The sequence below is a fragment of the Variovorax sp. GW823-FHT02B07 genome (assembly GCF_058797695.1).
In genome coordinates this window covers 238,366-255,917 of the sequence record NZ_JBXAJX010000001.1, presented here as the reverse complement: position 1 = coordinate 255,917, position 17,552 = coordinate 238,366, and the positions used below count along the sequence as shown (strand labels likewise).

The window sequence follows — 17,552 nt, the reverse complement described above, 5'->3', positions numbered from 1 at the left end:
TCCTCCAGGATGGCGCCTGAATCTAGCCGGACGATTCGCAAACGAAATACCACTTTTGTGGGAGGCCACGGGAAGCGGTGGCCCGCCTCGCAAAACGCAAGTGGAGAAGCAATCACGCGCCAACGGCAGCTAGCTTGCTCCCTGCGTCGTGTTCATCGCACCCGCGCTGTCTCGTTTCTATTCCTCCGGCCTGACGTCCATTCCCAGCGCCTCGGCGATGGTCAACGCTTGCACGGCGGTGATGACTGCGCCTTGGAGCTGCACGTTGTGCGGTTCGAGTGCGCTCAGGTCGCTGCCGCGCAGGTCGCAGCGCGAGAGGTTGGCGCTGTGCAGCCAGGCCCCCGACAGATCGACATCGCGAAGCACGCCGCCGTCGCATCGTGCGCCCGTGAGGTCGACCTCGCGCATCCGTGTGCCGTTGAACGACGCCTTGCGCAAGTCGGCCCCCGGGAGGCCGGCAAACGACCAGTCGCCGCCGACCGCTTTCATCACCTCGAACATGCAGCCATCGAACATGCTGCCGATGAACTTGCAATCGATGAAGCTGGCGTCGAAGAACTTGCAGGCGACAAACGTGCAATTGACGAAAGCCGCCTCCGTGTGGACCGACGCATTGAAGCGCGCGCTCCGGAACGTGCAGTCGGTGAACACCGAGCCGGTGTTCCTGGCCTCCGTCATGTCCAGATCGCTGAACAGGACGGCGGTGTAGGTTTGTCGGTCGATGTCCTTCCCGTACCAGCGCTCTCCAGCCAGCGTGGTCCGGGTCGCAGGTGCCGGTGCCCCATATGCACGTTCGGCCATGGATCGATTCTCCGAGGAAGGTGGGGGTGGTGCGCGGCTGCCAGGCGGACGACCGGCGGCAGCCAGTCGACGCATTCTGCCCGCGTCCATCGCGACGATCGGCTTTTCCCCTCCAGTGGCCAGCACGCAGCCGCTGGCCACCCCACACTCACAGGTAGTTGAAAAGCGAGATGCTGTTCAACTTGGCAAACGTCATCTGCGTCGCCTGCAGCGACGACTGCCGCTGATAGAACTCGGAAATCGCCGTGTACGGATCGAGGTCCTCGATCGACGACAGGTAGCTTTCTTCCTGCAGCTTGTTCATGGCACCGGCACTGTCGAGCGCCTGCAGCTCGACCTGGCGCGAGCCCACCGACGACAGCACCGTGAGCACGTTGTCGTGTGCGTTCGTGACCTTCACGTTGGCGGTGCTCAAGGCGTTGCGCAACTGCGCCTGGGCCGCCGCGCCGCCGCCGTTCAGCGGTGCGCGCAACGCCGTCACCAGTTCGCCCAGGGCCGCGAAGATGTCGGTGCCGGCGTTCTGTGCGGTCGACACGTCGAAGCTGTCGCCGTTGGCCGGCGTGCCGCTGATGGCGATCTGCACGCCGCCGAACGAGATCGGGGTGCCGGCGGTGAACGGGCCGCTCGCGGCCACCACGGGCGGCGTGTCCTTGGTCATCACCGTGTAGTCGGTGCCGGTGAAGCGGATGGTGAAATCCTTGCCGTAGTTCGGTGCGGTGGCGTCGGTGATGCTCACCGCGCCGAACACGCCCGAGCCGGTGTTGGCAGGTGAGCCCGAGGTCACATAGCCCGCACCGCCCTGCACCGACTGGAAGATGCTGCGGCCGTCGTCCGAGGTCGACATCTGGCGCGCCACGTCGATCTGCATCAGCCGCTCGCCCTGGTCGCCCACGTACTGCACACCGCCGCCGGCAGCCATCACGAAGGGCGGGCTGCCGCTCTTGTAGCCGGCGAACAGGTACTGGCCGCTGCCGTTGTCGCTGTTGGCCACGCCCACGAGCTGCTCCAGGCTGCTCTGGATGGCTGTGGCAAGCGAGCCGCGATCGGCGTCCGACAGGCCGCCGCCGCCGGCCTGCACGACCAGCGTCTTCACGTGCTGCAAGATGGCCGTCACCGAGTCGAGTGCGTTCTCTTCGGTCGACAGCGCCAGCGCCGCGCGCTGGCGGCTGGTGGTGAACTGGGCGCCCTCCGCCAGCGTCTGGCTCACGCCGAGCGCGCGCGCCGCGCCCACCGGGTCGTCGCCGGCCGTCAGGAACTTGGAGTTGGTCGCCAGCTGCTGCTGGACCTTGAACAGCTTCTGCTGCTGCAGGCCCATCGACTGCAGGCTCTGTTCGTAGAAGGATTGGGTGCTGATGCGCATCGCGGGTCCTGGAATCTGTGCAAGAGGTAGAAGGGTCAGCTGCGGATGCCGAGGATGGCGTCGAACATGGCCGAGGCCGTCTGGATCACCTTGGCGTTGGCCTGGTACATCTGCTGGAACATCAGCAGGTTGCCGGTTTCCTCGTCCTGCACCACGCCGGAAATCGCGCGCTGGCTGGCCTTGATCTGGCCGGTCACGCTGTCCTGCGTGACGGCGGCCACCTTGATCGACATGGCGCGGTTGCCGACGTCGCTCACCAGCTGCGAGTAGGCGCCGTTGAAGGTCGCGGTGCCGTTCGACATCGTGGTCTTGCGCTGCAGCGCGCCCAGCAGCAGCGCATTGCCGCCGTCGGAGACACCGCCGGTGTTCTTGCCGATGGTGAAGGTGTCGCCCTGCGCGGGCGCGCCCGTCATGGCCACGGTGATGCCGTCGAAGCTCATCTTCGCGCCGGCCGTGTACGGCACGGGCGTGCCGGCCGGGTAGCTGGTGGCGGTGCCGTTGGCCAGCGTGACGGTCACGGCCGAGCCGGCCGGAAAGCCCGACAGCGTGCCGGTGCCCGCGTTGAAGCTCAGCGTGACGTTGCCGGCCAGCGGCGAGCCCGGGTAGGCCGCATCGACGCTGGCCGCGCCCAGCGCGCCGCTGCCCTTGTTGCCCGCGGTGTTGCCGGTGATCACGGGCGAGGCGGCGGCCACCTTGGCCGGGTCGCGCACCAGCACCTCGAGGTCGCGCGCGCCGGTGCGCGTGGGCTGCACCAGGAACGAATCGCCGGCCTGCGCCGTGCCGCTCGCGGCCGTGAGGCTCACGCCGTCGAAGCTGATCGGGAAGGTGGTGAAGCTGCCCATCGGCGTCTTGTCCGACAGCCGCGTGACCGTGTAGGTGAGCGTGCCTCCGACGTCGGTGACGCTCACGTTGTAGTCGCTCGTGGTGAGCTTGGACGCATCGGTCAGCGTGGCGCCGAGCTCGAGGTTGCCGGCGTTGCCAGCATTGGCGATGGTGCCCGGCACGGCCTGCGAGAAGAAGTTCTGGCCCAGCGCGCCGTTCAGGTCCACGCCCAGCTTGTGCTGCGCGTTCACCGCGTCGGCCACCGACATGGCGAGCCGGCCGATGGCGTTCTGCGTGGGGATCAGCGTGTCCTTGCGGAAGGCCATGAGGCCGCCGAGCACGCCGCCGGTGAAGGCGCTGTCGTCGAGCTCGACGGTGTTGCCGGCAAAGCCCGACAAGGCCACCACCTGGCGCGTGGGGTCGGCCGACGACGTCACCGCCGCCATCTTGGAGGCATGGTCGCCCACCACCAGCGACTGGCCGGTGGCGATGAACACGTTGTACTTGCCGTCGTCCTGCTGCAGCACGCGCACGTCGACCACCTGGCTCAGCTCGCTCACGAGCTGGTCGCGCTGGTCGAGCAGGTCGTTCGGCGCCTGGCCGCCGGCCACCGCGCTCATCTGGCTGATCTGCTGGTTCAGGCTGGCGATCTTGGCGGCGTAGGTGTTGATCTGGCTCACACTGCCCACGATCTGCTCGTTGACCGAGGTGTTCAGGTCCGACAGGTACTGGTCGGTCGCGCGGAACTTGCTGGCCAGCGACTGCGCCGCGCTGATCATCTGCTGGCGCGCCGCCGGGTCGGCCGGCGTGTTGGCCACGCCCTGCACGCTGGTGAAGAAGCTCTGCATCAGCGGCGCGATGCCCGAGGTCTTGTCGGCCAGCAGCTGGTCGATGCGGTTGACCTGCACGCCGTTGGTGGCCAGCGCGGCCGACTGCGACTGCGCGCTGGCCAGCTGCGCCGTGAGGTAGCGGTCGTAGCTGCGCGACACGGTCGTCACGTTGGCGCCCGAGCCGATGAAGCCCGAGCCGCTGGCAATGCCGCCGGCCGTGGCGATCTGCGCGATCTGGCGGCTGTAGCCGGCCGTGTACACGTTGGCGGTGTTGTGGGCCGTGGTCATCAGCGCGGTGCGGGCGACCGCGAGGCCGCTCAGACCTGTGTAGAACATGCTTCCGGACATAAGGCTTTACCTGTCAAAGGGGTGTGGGGGAGCGGCATCACGCGATGCCTCCCCATGGTTATCGGCAGCGCGCGCCCGAAGTTGAGGGCGCACACATTCATGCCGTCTTTCTCAGAACTCCGACCAGTCGCCCTTGGCATCGCCGGCCATGGCCAGCTGGGGCGTCCCGGTGGGCTCGCGGCGCGTGGGCAGCGCCTTGGCGCGCGGCTTGGGCGTCGGCTTCGGCGGCTTGGGAATCGGCGTGATGCGCGTGAAGCTGGCGCGGGTCGTTGCGACCGCGTTCGCGTCGAGCTTGAAGACGCTCACGGCCTGCACGAGGGCGCCGGCCTGCTCCTGCAGCGACTGCGCGGCGGCCGAGGCTTCCTCGACCAGCGCCGCGTTCTGCTGCGTCACCTGGTCCATCTGCGTGATCGCCTGGTTGATCTGCTCGATGCCCGAGGTCTGCTCCTGGCTGGCTGCCGTGATCTCGCCCATGATGTCCGTCACGCGCTTGACGCTGCCCACGATCTCTTCCATCGTGCGGCCGGCTTCTGCGACTTGCTTGCTGCCTTCTTCGACCTTTTCCACCGAGTCGCCGATCAGGGTCTTGATTTCCTTGGCGGCGGCTGCGGAGCGTTGAGCCAAGCTGCGGACTTCGGAGGCGACCACGGCAAAGCCACGACCTTGCTCGCCAGCGCGTGCGGCTTCAACAGCAGCGTTCAGCGCCAGGATGTTGGTCTGGAACGCGATGCCATCGATCACGCCGATGATGTCGACGATCTTCTTGGACGAGGCATTGATCGAGCCCATCGTGTCCACCACCTGCGACACGACCGCGCCACCCTTGACGGCGACCTCAGAGGCCGACACCGCCAATTGATTGGCTTGCCGCGCGTTGTCCGCGTTCTGCTTGACCGTCGAGGTCAGCTCTTCCATCGACGCCGCCGTCTGCTCCAGTGAACTGGCCTGCTCCTCGGTACGCGACGACAGGTCCTGGTTGCCCGAAGCGATCTGCCCCGACGCCGTGGCGATCGTCTCCGTGCCCGTGCGCACTTCACCCACCACCTTGGCGAGATTCGCGTTCATGTCCTTCAGCGCCTGCATCAGCTGGCCCGTCTCGTCGCGGCTGTCCACGCGGATGTTCGCGCTCAGGTCGCCGGCGGCCACCGTCTCGGCCACGCCCACGGCCTTGGCCAGCGGACGCACGATGCTGCGCGAGATGAAGAAGGCGAACAGGCCACCCAGCAGCACCGTGAGCGCCGTCAGCAGCAGCCGCAGGTTGAAGCTCTTCGCATTCGCCGCGTCGATGGCGTGGCTCATGTCGTCGATGGCCCGGCGCTCGATGGCCAGCAGTTCGAGCACGCGGTTTTCATACGCTTTGGCCGCCGGCTGGAACGACAGCTGGTAGGCGCGCACGGTCTCGACGGTGTTGCCGCTGGCCTTGGCGCGGGTCACCTCGTCCTTGGCGGCCTGGTACTTGGCGCGCAGCTCGACGATCGACTTGTAGGTCGCCTTCTCCTCGTCGGTGACCAGCAGCGCCTCGACCTTGGCCATGGTCTCGCTGCCCTTCTTCACGCTCTCGGAGATCACGTCGGCGAAGAGCATCGGCAGCGCTTCGTCGGTGGTGCGCGCGATCATCGAGGTGCGCGCGATGGCCGAGTAGGTCAGCACGTACCAGTCGGAAATGAGCCGCTCCTTGGCCAGCGGGCTCTGCATCATGATGCGCGTGGCTTCGGCGTTCTTGTGCGCCGACATCAGCCCCACCGCGCTGGAGATGAGCGTCAGCCCCAGCACGATGGCGAAGGCAAGGGTCAGGCGGGTGCCGATGCGAAGGTTCGAAAAGAATGTCATGGGGTGGTCCTCAAACGGTGGCTGCGGCTTCGATGAGGCCCATTTCTTCGCTGGACATCAGCCGGTCGATGTCCACCAGGATCAGCATGCGTTCGTCCAGCGTGCCCAGGCCGATCAGGTAGTCGGTGTCGAGCACCGAGCCCATCTCGGGCGCCGGCTTGATCTGCTCGGCCGTGAGCGTGATCACGTCCGACACGCTGTCCACCACCATGCCCACCACGCGGCCCGAGATGTTCAGCACGATCACCACCGTGAACTGGTCGTAGGTGGGTGCGCCCAGCTCGAACTTGATGCGCATGTCGATGATCGGCACGATGATGCCGCGCAGGTTGACCACGCCCTTGATGTAGTCCGGCGCGTTCGCGATGCGCGTCACGGCGTCGTAGCCGCGCAGCTCCTGCACCTTCTGGATGTCGATGCCGTATTCCTCGTCGCCGAGCTTGAAGGTCACGACCTCCAGGCGGTTGGCCACGGCGGACGCGGACGGCGCCGCGCCATTCGATCGCGGCGATGTGGTGTCTCTGGTGTTGTTCAACATGTGTTCTTCTCCTCGTTCAATACGCATCCCGGGCGCCGGCACCCTCGCCCGCCCCGGTCCTGAATACCCCTGCGGCCCGGACCAGTCCCTCCGCCTGTTCCTGCAGCGACTGCGCCGTGGCCGACGCTTCCTCGACCAGCGCGGCGTTCTGCTGCGTCACCTGGTCCATCTGCGCGATGGCCTGGTTGATCTGCTCGATGCCCGAGGTCTGCTCCTGGCTCGCCGTCGTGATCTCGCCCATGATGTCGGTCACGCGCTTCACGCTGCCGACGATCTCCTGCATGGTGCGGCCGGCTTCGGCCACCTGCTTGCTGCCCGCCTCGACCTTCTCCACCGAGTCGCCGATGAGGGTCTTGATTTCTTTCGCGGCCGCGGCCGAGCGCTGCGCGAGGCTGCGCACCTCCGACGCGACCACGGCGAAGCCCTTGCCCTGCTCGCCCGCGCGCGCGGCTTCCACGGCCGCGTTCAGCGCGAGGATGTTGGTCTGGAACGCGATGCCGTCGATCACGCCGATGATGTCGACGATCTTTTTCGACGAAGCGTTGATCGAGCCCATCGTGTCCACGACCTGCGAGACCACCGCGCCGCCCTTCACCGCCACTTCCGAAGCGGAGACGGCCAGCTGGTTCGCCTGCAGCGCGTTGTCCGCGTTCTGCTTCACGGTCGAGGTCAGCTCTTCCATCGACGCCGCTGTCTGTTCGAGCGAGCTGGCCTGCTGTTCGGTGCGCGAGGACAGGTCTTCGTTGCCCGAGGCGATCTGGCTCGACGCCGACATCACGCCGGCGACGTTCGCGCCCACGTCCGCGACGATCGCGAAGAGGTTGGCGCTCATCTGGTTCAGCGCGCGCAGCAGCCCCGCGATCTCGTCGCCAGGCCGCACCGTGAAGCGCACGAGGTCGCCGCCCGCGATGGTGCGCGCGACCTCGATGGCTTCATCGAGCGGACGGAACACCGTGCGCCCGAGGAACGCACCGAGGCCCAGCCACGCCAGCGCGGCGCCGAGGCTGCCCGCTGCCACGGCGGTGGGCAGCCAGCTGTGGGCGCCGGACGCTGCCACCAGTCGGGACGCTTCCATCCAGCCCATCGCGCCCAGGCCCGCTGACAGCGCAGCCGCCGAGACGGTCACGCCGAGCACGCGGCGGCGCACCGGGATGCGCCGCAGCCGCGCCAGCGGATTGGCCCAGCCGCTGCGCACCACTTCGCCCTGCAGCAGCTCGAGGCCCTTGGCCTCGCCCTCGCGCATGCGGCGGTAGAGCGCATCGGCGGCCATCACGTCCTCGCGCGCGGGACGGCTGCGCACGGACATGTAGCCCTCCACGCGGCCCTGGTGGCGGATCGGCGTGACGTTGGCGAGCACCCAGTAGAAGTCGCCGTTCTTGCGCCGGTTCTTGATCAGGCCGGTCCACGGCAGGCCCTGGTCCAGCGTGCGCCACAGGTCGGCGAAGGCCTCGGGCGGCACGTCGGGGTGGCGCACGATGTTGTGCGCCTTGCCCAGGAGTTCGGCGGCCGTGAAGCCGCTGGCCGCGACGAAGGCCGGGTTGACGTAGGTGATGCGGCCCTTGAGGTCGGTGCGGGACACCAGGGCCTCTTCCTTCGAGAGTTCGTATTCGATGTCGGTGACGGGCAGGTTGACACGCATGGCCGGTGCGTCGCCTTCAGGCCAGTGCCAGCGCGTTGCCGTGGCTGCTGCTGCCGCCGAGGCGGAACACGCCGACGACCTGCGACAGGCTGCCCGCCTGCTCCTGCAGCGACTGCGCGGCCGCCGAGGCTTCTTCGACCAGCGCCGCGTTCTGCTGCGTCACCTGGTCCATCTGCGTGATCGCCTGGTTGATCTGCTCGATGCCCGAGGTCTGCTCTTGGCTGGCCGCGGTGATCTCGCCCATGATGTCCGTCACGCGCTTCACGCTGCCCACGATCTCTTCCATCGTGCGGCCGGCTTCTGCGACTTGCTTGCTGCCTTCCTCGACCTTCTCCACCGAGTCGCCGATCAGGGTCTTGATTTCCTTGGCTGCGGCTGCGGAGCGTTGAGCCAAGCTGCGAACTTCGGATGCGACCACCGCAAAGCCTCGGCCTTGCTCGCCAGCGCGTGCGGCTTCAACAGCAGCGTTCAACGCCAGGATGTTGGTCTGGAACGCGATGCCATCGATCACGCCGATGATGTCGACGATCTTCTTGGACGAGGCGTTGATCGAGCCCATCGTGTCCACGACCTGCGACACGACCGCCCCACCCTTCACTGCGACTTCCGAAGCGGAGACGGCCAGCTGATTCGCCTGCCGCGCGTTGTCCGCGTTCTGCTTCACCGTCGAGGTCAGCTCTTCCATCGATGCCGCCGTCTGCTCCAGCGAGCTGGCTTGCTCTTCCGTGCGCGACGACAGGTCCTGGTTGCCCGAAGCGATCTGCCCCGAGGCCGTGGCGATCGTTTCCGTGCCCGTGCGCACTTCGCCCACCACCTTCGCCAGGTTGGCGTTCATGTCCTTCAGCGCCTGCATCAGCTGGCCCGCTTCGTCGCGGCTGTCCACGCGGATGTTCGCGCTCAGGTCACCGGCCGCCACGGTCTCGGCCACTTCGAGCGCATGGCCCAGCGGACGCACGATGCCCAGCGTGAGGCGCCACGCGAACAGCGCGCCCAGCACCAGCGCGATGGCCGACAGCACGAGCAGCGTGGTGCGGCCTTCGGTGTGGTCGGTCGCGATGCCCTTGGCGGCGGCGTCGATCTTCTCGCGCTGGTGGTTGGCCAGGTTTTCGACGGCGCCGGCGTAGACAGAGAGCGCCGCGCTGAACTTGGTGTCGACCAGCACATTGGCTTCGTCGATCTTCTTCTCGTCCTTGAGCTTGTTGAGCATGCCCACGGTCTCGAGCACGACGACGCGCGCCGCGACCACCGCGGCATAGAGCGCCTTTTCTTCCGGCGTGGCGAGCATGGCTTCCAGCTGCTTCTGCGCCGGCGTGATGCGCGCCGAACCCGCCGCCTGGAGCTTGGCGAAGTAGGCCGCCACCTCGGGGTCGGTGGTCTTGACCATCGCGTAGTTGGCGACGGTGTTCGACTTGAGCAGGCTGAGCCATTCGGCCGCCAGCCGCTCCTTGACCAGCGCGCCCTGCACCATCTCGTCGGTCGCCTGCCCCACGTTCGTGAGGCGCAGCACGCCGGTGCCCGCAATGAACGCCATCAGCAGCAGCAGCACCGCGAAGCCGAGCCCCAGGCGGGTGCCGATTTTCAGATCCTTCAAACTCATTGCGCTTCTCTTCCTTCAATAACGGGGGACGGTGGCCGCATCGCGCGGCGGGCCACCGGCATGACATGACGGCATGGCGGGGCAGCGGCCTGCGCCACCCCGTCTCCCTGTTATCGGCAGCGCGCCGCCAGACTTGAGTCTTTTTTCTGAATATCGGTGCGGATCGGGGCGCGGGCGCATGCGTTCTCTGTCAGGCGTCGGTGGCGTTGACATGCTGGAACACCCGGTCCAGCCGCTCGGCCACCTTGGCGTCGTGGTGGCTTGCACGGGCCCGTGCGTGCGCCGCAAGGCCCGCGAGACCCAGGCCCGTCAGGCCGGCGGCGCCCGCCAGCGCCCACACGGCATGGAGCGCCCAGGCGCAGCCGGTGCCGACATGGAAGCCGAGGAAGAGCGCCACGGCCAGCAGCAGGAGCAATGCGGCGAAGCCCATGCCGACGCGGCGCAGGGCTTTCGGATGGAAATGCGTGGACACGGGGCGTTCAGGCCGCAACGGCTTCGTCGGCGTCGAGCTTGAAAGTGCTCACGGCCTCGACCAGGGCGCCCGCCTGCTCCTGCAGCGACTGCGCCGCCGCCGACGCTTCTTCGACCAGTGCCGCGTTCTGCTGCGTCACCTGGTCCATCTGCGTGATCGCCTGGTTGATCTGCTCGATGCCCGAGGTCTGCTCCTGGCTCGCCGCCGTGATCTCGCCCATGATGTCCGTCACGCGTTTGACGCTGCCTACGATCTCTTCCATCGTGCGGCCGGCTTCTGCGACCTGCTTGCTGCCTTCTTCGACCTTTTCCACCGAGTCGCCGATCAGGGTCTTGATTTCCTTGGCGGCGGCTGCGGAACGTTGAGCCAAGCTGCGGACTTCGGAGGCCACGACTGCAAAGCCTCGGCCTTGTTCACCCGCGCGGGCAGCTTCAACCGCTGCATTCAGCGCCAGGATGTTGGTCTGGAACGCGATGCCGTCGATCACGCCGATGATGTCGACGATCTTCCTGGACGAGGCGTTGATCGAGCCCATCGTGTCCACGACCTGCGACACCACAGCGCCGCCTTTGACAGCAACTTCGGAAGCCGACACCGCCAACTGATTGGCCTGACGCGCGTTGTCCGCGTTCTGCTTCACCGTCGAAGTCAGCTCTTCCATCGACGCCGCCGTCTGCTCGAGCGAACTCGCCTGCTCCTCGGTGCGCGACGACAGGTCCTGGTTGCCCGCCGCGATCTGCCGCGACGCCACCGCGATCGAATCGGTCGAGGCCTTGATGCGCGTCACGAGGTCGGTGAGCGTGTCTTCCATCTCGCCCATGCCGCGCAGCAGCCGGCCGAAGTCGCCGCCGCGCTCGGTCTCGAACTCCTGGCTCAGGTCGCCGGAGGCCACGGTCTCGGCGATCAGCAGCGCCTCGGCGACCGGATCGGCGATGCTGCGCGTGAGCAGCCATGCGAGCACCGCGCCCAGCGCCAGCGCGGCCACGGCCAGCGCGACGATGTAGATGAGGCCCGCGCGGTACTGCGCGTCGATGGCGGCGGCGGTGCTGTCGATGTGCTTCTGCTGGTGCGCCACCATGGCGCGGATGCCCGCGTCGTAGCCGTCGATCATCGGCAGCAGCTGCGTGTCGGTGCGCGTCGCGGCCTCGTCCTTGCGGCCTTCGGTCTTGAGCTGGAGGATCTGCTGGCGCAGCGCGATGTACTCGCCGCGCCGCTTCTGGATGTCGGCGCTCAGCGCCAGCTCTTCCGGCGACACGAGCAGCGCCTCGAGCGCCTTCTGCGTCTCGGAGATGGTGGCGCTGGTTGCGGCAATCTGCTTTTGCAGGTGCGCCTGCACCTGCGCGTCGTCGCTCTTGAGCAGCGAGAAGGTGCGCACGCTGTTGGTGGCCGTGCCCAGCTGCCAGGCCGTGGCCAGGCGCTCCTTCGACAGGGTGCGCGAGGCCATGTCCTGCGTGGCCTCGCCCACGCCCTGCAGCCGCAGCACGCCGATGCCCGCCACGGCCACCAGCAGCGCCAGCACCAGCGCAAAGCCGGCGCCCAGCCGCATTCCGATCGTCCAGTTCTTTATCGTCATTCGCTTGTCTCCTCTCGGGGCCTCTCGTGTCGTTGTTCTCGGGTCCGGGCAGTCAGGCTGTGCGAGCGGCTCAGCCGAACTTCTGCATGATGCGAACCAGCTTCTCGCCGTACTTCGGGTCGGTGGCATAGCCCGCGCGCTGCAGGCCGTGCGCCGCCTCGTTCGGGTCGGCGGTGGCCAGCACGTTCGCGTAGCGCGGGTTGCGCGTGATGAAGCGCGCGTAGTCGGTGAAGGCCTCCTCGTACGAGGCGTAGGCGCGGAACTTCGCGCGCACCTTCTGCGGCTCGCCGTCGATGTATTCGGTGGTGGTGGTCTCGACCGTCGCGCCCTTCCAACCCTTGTCGGCCTTGATGCCGAAGAGGTTGAAGCTTTGCGTGCCGTCGTCGGCGCGGATCTCGCGCTTGCCCCAACCGGATTCGAGCGCGGCCTGCGCCAGGATCAGCGGCGCGGGCACGCCGCTGGCGGCGCTGGCCGCCTGCGCGGAGGCGCCCATGCGGTCCACGAACGCATCGACCTGGCCTTGCAGCGAGGCGTTCGCGACGGGTGCGGGGCCGCTCCTGACTTGATAGACGCCAAGGTCGGCCGCCGTCGACACGCGCGCGCCCGGCGCCGAGCCGATGGGGATGCCCGCGCGCGGGCCGTACGACAGGCCGGGGGGCGACTCCAGCGACATGGGCCGTGTGCCGATGCCATCGTCGGCTTCGGTCGCCGCCGAAGGCAGTTGCCGCCGCAGCTGCGCCAGCATCGCCTCGGCCAGCCCCACGCCGCGCCCCGAGAGGTTCTGCGTGAGCTGCTGGTCGAACATCGACAGGTAGACCTTCTGGTCCTGGCTGTCGAGCAGGCCGCTCGAAGGCGTCGCCTCGCGCATGCTCTTGAGCACCATGTTCATGAACAAGGCCTCGAACTGGCGCGAGACCTGCTGCAGGCCTTCTTCGGGCGAGGTGCGCACGGTGCGCCGCAGCGCATCGACGCCCTGCACGTCGAGTGCGAAACGCTGGTCGAGCGCACCGCTGCGGCTGGCCGCGTCGGTGCCGGTCCACGCGCTGTTGGGGGAGATGGTCATGCCGTCGGCCTCAGATGATCTCGAGCTCGGCGCTCAAAGCACCGGCCGACTTCATGGCCTGCAGGATCGACACCAGGTCCTGCGGGTTGGCGCCCAGGCTGTTCAGCCCCTTCACCACATCGGCCAGCGAGGCGCCGCCGCGCACCATCTGGATCGCGCCACCGCCCTGGTTGACGGAAATCTGCGAGGTCTGCGCCACCACCGTGCTGCCGCCCGAGAACGCGCCCGGCTGGCTGATCACCGGCTCGGTGTTGATCACCACCGACAGGTTGCCGTGCGCGATGGCGCAGTCTTTCACGCGCACCGCCTGGTTCATCACGACCGAGCCCGTGCGCGCATTGACCACCACGCGTGCGCCCGCTTGCGTGGGCGTGACCTCGAGCTCCTGCAGTTGCGCGAGAAAGCCCACGCGCCGCTGCGGCTCGGGCGCCTGCACGCGGATCACGCGTGCGTCCATCGCCTCTGCGGTGCCGGCGCCGAACTGGCGGTTGATGGCGTCCGTGGCGCGCTGCGCGGTGCCGAAGTCGGAGCGGTTCAGCTCGATGGTGAACGAGCCTTCCGCACCCACCGGTGCCTCGACCGTGCGCTCCACCAGCGCACCGGCGGGAATGCGCCCCGAGCTCAGCTGGTTGACCTGCACCTTGCTGCCGTTGGCCGACGCACCCGCGCCGCCCACCACCATGTTGCCCTGCGCCACCGCGTAGGTCGCGCCGTCCACGCCCTTGAGCGGCGTCATCAGCAGCGTGCCGCCGCGCAGGCTCTTGGCATTGCCCATGGACGACACGGTGACGTCGATGTTCTGGCCCGGCCGCGCGAACGACGGCAGCGTGGCCGTCACCATGACGGCCGCCACGTTCTTGAGCTGCATGTTCACGCCCTGCGGGATCGTGATGCCCAGCTGCTGCAGCATGTTGTTCAGGCTCTGCGTGGTGAACGGCGTCTGCATCGTCTGGTCGCCCGTGCCGTCCAGGCCGACCATGAGGCCGTAGCCGATGAGCGGGTTGTCGCGCACGCCCTGGATGCTGGCGAGTTCCTTCAGGCGCTCTGCATGCGCGGGCGCGATGAACAGGAGCGCGCACAGCGCCGCGATGCGCCAGCGATTCGAATTAGGTGAAGCCTGGAGGTGTGTCATCAGAACGGCATCACGTTGAGGAAGATGCGCTGCATCCAGCCCATGTGCTGGGCTTCATCGATGTAGCCCTTGGCCGAGTACTCGATGCGCGCATCGGCCACCAGCGTCGAGGGCACGGTGTTGTTGCCCGACACGGTGCGCGGGTTCACCACGCCCGAGAAGCGGATGTACTCGGTGCCCTGGTTGATGCCCATCTGCTTCTCGCCGCTCACGAGCAGGTTGCCGTTGGCCATGACGTCGGTCACGGTGACGGTGATCACGCCGTTGAAGGTGTTGTTGGCGTTGGCGCCGCCCTTGGCGTTGAGCGTGTTGGTGCCCGACAGCTTGGTCTCCTGCCCGTCGAGCAGGCCGCCTATGAGCTTGGGAATGGCCGCGAACACACTGGTCGTGTTGCCCGTGCGGCTGGCATTGGCGCCCGAGTTCTTGGTCGCGTTGACCTTCTCGCTGATGAGGATGGTGAGGATGTCGCCGACGTTGCGCGGGCGGCGGTCTTCGAACAGCGCGTTGGCGCCGGGGCCGTCCTGGAAGATCGCACCCGGCGCACGCCGCGCCTGCACCGCCGCGTACTGGTCGGCGCGCGCCGTCATCGGCTGGTGCACCAGCGGCTCGCGCGGCACCTGCGCGCAGCCGGCGGCCAGCGCGGTGGCGAGCAGCAGCGCCGCCGCACGGCGAAGAAGACGCACCCCCGCCCGCATCACAACTGGGCCAGGCGCTGCAGCATCTGGTCCGAGGTCTGGACCGCCTTGCTGTTGATCTCGTACGAGCGCTGGGTGGCGATCATGTTGACCAGCTCTTCCACCACGTTGACGTTGGAGGCCTCGACATAGCCCTGGCTCAGCGTGCCCGCGCCGTCCACGCCGGGGTTCACCTGGTTGGGTGCGCCCGAGGCGTCGGTCTCGGCATACAGGTTCTCGCCCTGGCTCTGCAGGCCCGTCGGGTTGACGAAGGTCGCGAGCTGCAGCTGGCCGACCTGCACGGTGTTGGTGCCGCCCGCCTGCACCACCGACACGATGCCGTCGCGGCCCACGGTGATGCTGGTGGCGTTGGCCGGGATGGTGATGGCGGGCTGCACCGGGAAGCCGCTGGCCGTGACCAGCTGGCCGTCGCGGTCGGTCTGGAACGAGCCGTCGCGCGTGTACGAGGTGGTGCCATCGGGCATCAGCACCTGGAAGAAGCCGCTGCCGCTGATGGCCACGTCGGTCGGCTTGTCGGTCTTGGTGAGGTTGCCCTGCGAGTGGATGCGCTCGGTGGCGACCACGTGCACGCCGGTGCCCACCTGCAGGCCCGAAGGCAGGCGCGTCTGGTCGGAGCTCTGGCCGCCGACCTGGCGCAGGTTCTGGTAGACCAGGTCTTCGAACACGGCGCGGCTGCGCTTGAAGCCGGTGGTGCCGACGTTGGCCAGGTTGTTGGAGACCACGTCGAGCTGCGTCTGCTGCGCGTCCAGGCCGGTCTTGGCGATGTAGAGGGAGCGGATCATTGAAAGGAGTTCCTGGAAGAGGGTCAGCCGTAGGCCAGCAGCTTGTTGGCGGTCTGCGCGTTGATGTCGGCGGTCTGCAGCGACTTCATCTGCATCTCGAAGCTGCGGGCGTTGGCGATCATGGCCACCATGGCATCGACCGGCTGCACGTTGCTGCCCTCGATGGCGCCGGAGATGAGCGTGACGGCCTCGTCGGCCTCGGCCGGCGGCAGGTCGGCGCGCATGCGGAACAGGCCGTCGTCGCCGCGCACGAGGTCGGTCACGGGCGGGTTGACCAGCTTGAGCCGGCCCACCTCGGCGATGCCAGTGAGCGTGGTCGAGGCCGCGTCGCGCGAGCCCACGAGGCCGTTGGACGCAATGCTCACGGCCGAACCCGGCGGCACGGTGAGTGCGCCGTTGTCGCCCACCACGGGGCGCCCGCCCATCGTCGTGAGCTGGCCGTCGGCGCCGATCTGCAGGTTGCCGACGCGCGTGTAGGCCTCGCTGCCGTCGGCCGCCTGCACCACCAGCCAGCCCTGGCCGCCCACGGCCACGTCGAGCGCGCGGCCGGTCTGCGTGAGCGGGCCGTGCGTGAAGTCGGCGCCGGGCGTGGTGGCGGCCACGAAGGCGCGCGTGGGCGCTTCTTCGCCGACCACGGGCACGGCGCGGAAGGTCGCGATCTGCGCGCGGAAACCCGGCGTCGAGACGTTCGCCATGTTGTTGGCGACCACGGCCTGCTGCTCCATGGCCTGCTTGGCGCCGCTCATGGCGACATACAGCATTCGATCCACGAAGTGCTCCTGCTCAGCGGATGTTCATGAGCGTCTGCATGACCTGGTCCTGCGTCTTCACGGTCTGCGCGTTGGCCTGGTAGTTGCGCTGCGCGACGATGAGGTTCACCAGCTCGGAGGTCAGGTCGACGTTGGACGACTCCAGCGCGCCCGAGGCCAGCGAGCCGGCCTTGGTGCCTTCGCCCGGCGTGCCGGTGAGCGCGTTGCCCGAGGCCTGCGTCTCGGCCCACACGTTGTTGCCCTTGGGCTCCAGGCCGTTCGGGTTGGCGAACGACGACAGCACGACCTGGCCCAGCAGGCGCGTCTGCTCGTTGGAGAACTTGCCGGTGATGGTGCCGTCGGGGTTGATCGAGAACGCGGTGAGCTCGCCCGACTTGTAGCCGTCCTGGCCCAGCTTGCTCATGCCGTTGGCGCTGCCGAACTGCGTGGTGCCCGTGAGGTCGACCGAGGCGGTGAGCGGCGAGGCGCCGTTGGTGAAGGTGAGCGGCCCGATGTTGAACGCGCCCGAGGCCGGTGCGGTCATGACGCCCTTGGCGTCGAAGGTCACGTTGGACAGCGCGGCGCCGCCGTTCAGCGGCGCGCCGTCGGAGGTGCCGTACACGTTCCAGGTATTGGCCGCGGTCTTCACGAAGTACACGGCCACGTCGTGCGGGTTGCCCAGCGAGTCGTAGATGGGGCCGATGGCGTTCGGGTAGTTGTAGGTCGCGGCGTCGGTGGGGTTGAACGGCGTCTTGGCGGGCACCGTGCTGCGCGCGTCGAGGTTGAACTGCGCGTCGATGTTGGCCGTGGGCTTGGGCGGCATCATGCCGCCCTGCACCTGGATCGGGCCCGGCGTGCCGCCGCTGATGCCGCCGCTGGCGTTGGCGCCGTAGCCGGTGAGCTGCAGGCCCTGCGCGTTGACGATGTAGCCGTCCTTGTCGCGCGTGAACTGGCCGTTGCGCGAGTAGAAGACCTCGCCGCTGGGGCTGGCCAGGCGAAAGAAACCGTCGCCGTTGAGGATGGCCACGTCCAGCGGGCGCGTGCTCGACTGCGTCACGCCCTGCGTGAAGTTCTGCGTCACGCCCGACACCGAGGCGCCCAGGCCCACGCGCGAGCCTGCGTACACGTCCTGGAAGGTGGCGGCGGCCGACTTGTAGCCCACGGTGCCCGAGTTGGCGATGTTGTTGCCGATGACGTCGAGGTTGGCCGCGGCCACGCCGAGTCCGCTGATGCCTTGGGAGAAACTCATGAGGGGGTCCTTGTTCGGTGCGAGGAAGAAGAGTGCGAAGGGCGCGGCCCGCACGGGCCGCGTCGAAGACGA

Annotated in this window: 15 protein-coding genes; all 15 read right to left on the bottom strand. The window is 67.9% G+C overall.

Annotated elements, in window-relative coordinates; translation table 11 throughout:
• Positions 1-177: 177 nt before the first annotated feature.
• Positions 178-801, bottom strand: a complete 624-nt coding sequence (locus AC1RGU_RS01300; RefSeq protein WP_492694201.1) for a pentapeptide repeat-containing protein — start codon at positions 799-801, stop codon at positions 178-180.
• Between the two features lie 148 nt (positions 802-949).
• The gene (gene flgL, locus AC1RGU_RS01295; RefSeq protein WP_492694199.1) at positions 950-2,161 is read right to left on the bottom strand and encodes a flagellar hook-associated protein FlgL; all 1,212 of its coding nucleotides are present in this window, start codon (positions 2,159-2,161) and stop codon (positions 950-952) included.
• Between the two features lie 35 nt (positions 2,162-2,196).
• Entirely contained in the window at positions 2,197-4,149 is a 1,953-nt protein-coding gene (gene flgK, locus AC1RGU_RS01290) for a flagellar hook-associated protein FlgK (RefSeq protein WP_492694197.1), read from the bottom strand.
• A 123-nt stretch (positions 4,150-4,272) separates the two neighbouring features.
• Positions 4,273-5,991 (bottom strand): methyl-accepting chemotaxis protein, encoded by a 1,719-nt coding sequence (locus AC1RGU_RS01285; RefSeq protein ID WP_095946608.1) that lies wholly within the window; start codon positions 5,989-5,991, stop codon positions 4,273-4,275.
• Positions 5,992-6,001: 10 nt separating this feature from the next.
• Positions 6,002-6,529, bottom strand: a complete 528-nt coding sequence (locus AC1RGU_RS01280) for a chemotaxis protein CheW (protein WP_095946607.1) — start codon at positions 6,527-6,529, stop codon at positions 6,002-6,004.
• 16 nt (positions 6,530-6,545) lie between these two features.
• The gene (locus AC1RGU_RS01275; protein WP_492694194.1) at positions 6,546-8,168 is read right to left on the bottom strand and encodes a methyl-accepting chemotaxis protein; all 1,623 of its coding nucleotides are present in this window, start codon (positions 8,166-8,168) and stop codon (positions 6,546-6,548) included.
• Positions 8,169-8,184: 16 nt separating this feature from the next.
• Positions 8,185-9,765, bottom strand: a complete 1,581-nt coding sequence (locus AC1RGU_RS01270) for a methyl-accepting chemotaxis protein (RefSeq protein WP_492694192.1) — start codon at positions 9,763-9,765, stop codon at positions 8,185-8,187.
• Positions 9,766-9,955: 190 nt separating this feature from the next.
• Positions 9,956-10,237: a hypothetical protein gene (locus AC1RGU_RS01265; protein WP_447741797.1), complete on the bottom strand. Its 282-nt coding sequence runs from the start codon at positions 10,235-10,237 to the stop codon at positions 9,956-9,958.
• A gap of 7 nt (positions 10,238-10,244) precedes the next feature.
• Positions 10,245-11,810, bottom strand: coding sequence for a methyl-accepting chemotaxis protein (locus tag AC1RGU_RS01260; protein WP_492694190.1), 1,566 nt, complete (start codon positions 11,808-11,810; stop codon positions 10,245-10,247).
• Between the two features lie 70 nt (positions 11,811-11,880).
• A complete protein-coding gene (gene flgJ / locus AC1RGU_RS01255; protein WP_492694188.1) occupies positions 11,881-12,873 on the bottom strand; it encodes a flagellar assembly peptidoglycan hydrolase FlgJ in 993 nt (330 codons plus the stop codon).
• Positions 12,874-12,883: 10 nt separating this feature from the next.
• Positions 12,884-14,005, bottom strand: coding sequence for a flagellar basal body P-ring protein FlgI (locus AC1RGU_RS01250; RefSeq protein WP_492694186.1), 1,122 nt, complete (start codon positions 14,003-14,005; stop codon positions 12,884-12,886).
• On the bottom strand, positions 14,005-14,700 hold the full coding sequence (locus tag AC1RGU_RS01245; RefSeq protein ID WP_095946601.1) for a flagellar basal body L-ring protein FlgH: 696 nt from the start codon (positions 14,698-14,700) through the stop codon (positions 14,005-14,007). The genes AC1RGU_RS01250 and AC1RGU_RS01245 overlap by 1 nt, the downstream gene beginning before the upstream one ends.
• Positions 14,700-15,482, bottom strand: a complete 783-nt coding sequence (gene flgG, locus AC1RGU_RS01240) for a flagellar basal-body rod protein FlgG (RefSeq protein WP_062469245.1) — start codon at positions 15,480-15,482, stop codon at positions 14,700-14,702. The genes AC1RGU_RS01245 and flgG overlap by 1 nt, the downstream gene beginning before the upstream one ends.
• 23 nt (positions 15,483-15,505) lie before the next feature.
• On the bottom strand, positions 15,506-16,252 hold the full coding sequence (locus tag AC1RGU_RS01235) for a flagellar basal body rod protein FlgF (protein ID WP_159274365.1): 747 nt from the start codon (positions 16,250-16,252) through the stop codon (positions 15,506-15,508).
• A 13-nt stretch (positions 16,253-16,265) separates the two neighbouring features.
• A complete protein-coding gene (flgE, locus tag AC1RGU_RS01230; protein ID WP_095747489.1) occupies positions 16,266-17,480 on the bottom strand; it encodes a flagellar hook protein FlgE in 1,215 nt (404 codons plus the stop codon).
• Positions 17,481-17,552 lie beyond the last annotated feature (72 nt).

What these genes read in the sequence shown, in the direction of transcription:
- AC1RGU_RS01300 (WP_492694201.1), bottom strand. Translation starts at nt 801, where the DNA reads ATGGCCGAACGTGCATATGGGGCACCGGCACCTGCGACCCGGACCACG.
- flgL (WP_492694199.1), bottom strand. Translation starts at nt 2,161, where the DNA reads ATGCGCATCAGCACCCAATCCTTCTACGAACAGAGCCTGCAGTCGATG.
- flgK (WP_492694197.1), bottom strand. Translation starts at nt 4,149, where the DNA reads ATGTTCTACACAGGTCTGAGCGGCCTCGCGGTCGCCCGCACCGCGCTG.
- AC1RGU_RS01285 (WP_095946608.1), bottom strand. Translation starts at nt 5,991, where the DNA reads ATGACATTCTTTTCGAACCTTCGCATCGGCACCCGCCTGACCCTTGCC.
- AC1RGU_RS01280 (WP_095946607.1), bottom strand. Translation starts at nt 6,529, where the DNA reads ATGTTGAACAACACCAGAGACACCACATCGCCGCGATCGAATGGCGCG.
- AC1RGU_RS01275 (WP_492694194.1), bottom strand. Translation starts at nt 8,168, where the DNA reads ATGCGTGTCAACCTGCCCGTCACCGACATCGAATACGAACTCTCGAAG.
- AC1RGU_RS01270 (WP_492694192.1), bottom strand. Translation starts at nt 9,765, where the DNA reads ATGAGTTTGAAGGATCTGAAAATCGGCACCCGCCTGGGGCTCGGCTTC.
- AC1RGU_RS01260 (WP_492694190.1), bottom strand. Translation starts at nt 11,810, where the DNA reads ATGACGATAAAGAACTGGACGATCGGAATGCGGCTGGGCGCCGGCTTT.
- flgJ (WP_492694188.1), bottom strand. Translation starts at nt 12,873, where the DNA reads ATGACCATCTCCCCCAACAGCGCGTGGACCGGCACCGACGCGGCCAGC.
- AC1RGU_RS01250 (WP_492694186.1), bottom strand. Translation starts at nt 14,005, where the DNA reads ATGACACACCTCCAGGCTTCACCTAATTCGAATCGCTGGCGCATCGCG.
- AC1RGU_RS01245 (WP_095946601.1), bottom strand. Translation starts at nt 14,700, where the DNA reads ATGCGGGCGGGGGTGCGTCTTCTTCGCCGTGCGGCGGCGCTGCTGCTC.
- flgG (WP_062469245.1), bottom strand. Translation starts at nt 15,482, where the DNA reads ATGATCCGCTCCCTCTACATCGCCAAGACCGGCCTGGACGCGCAGCAG.
- flgE (WP_095747489.1), bottom strand. Translation starts at nt 17,480, where the DNA reads ATGAGTTTCTCCCAAGGCATCAGCGGACTCGGCGTGGCCGCGGCCAAC.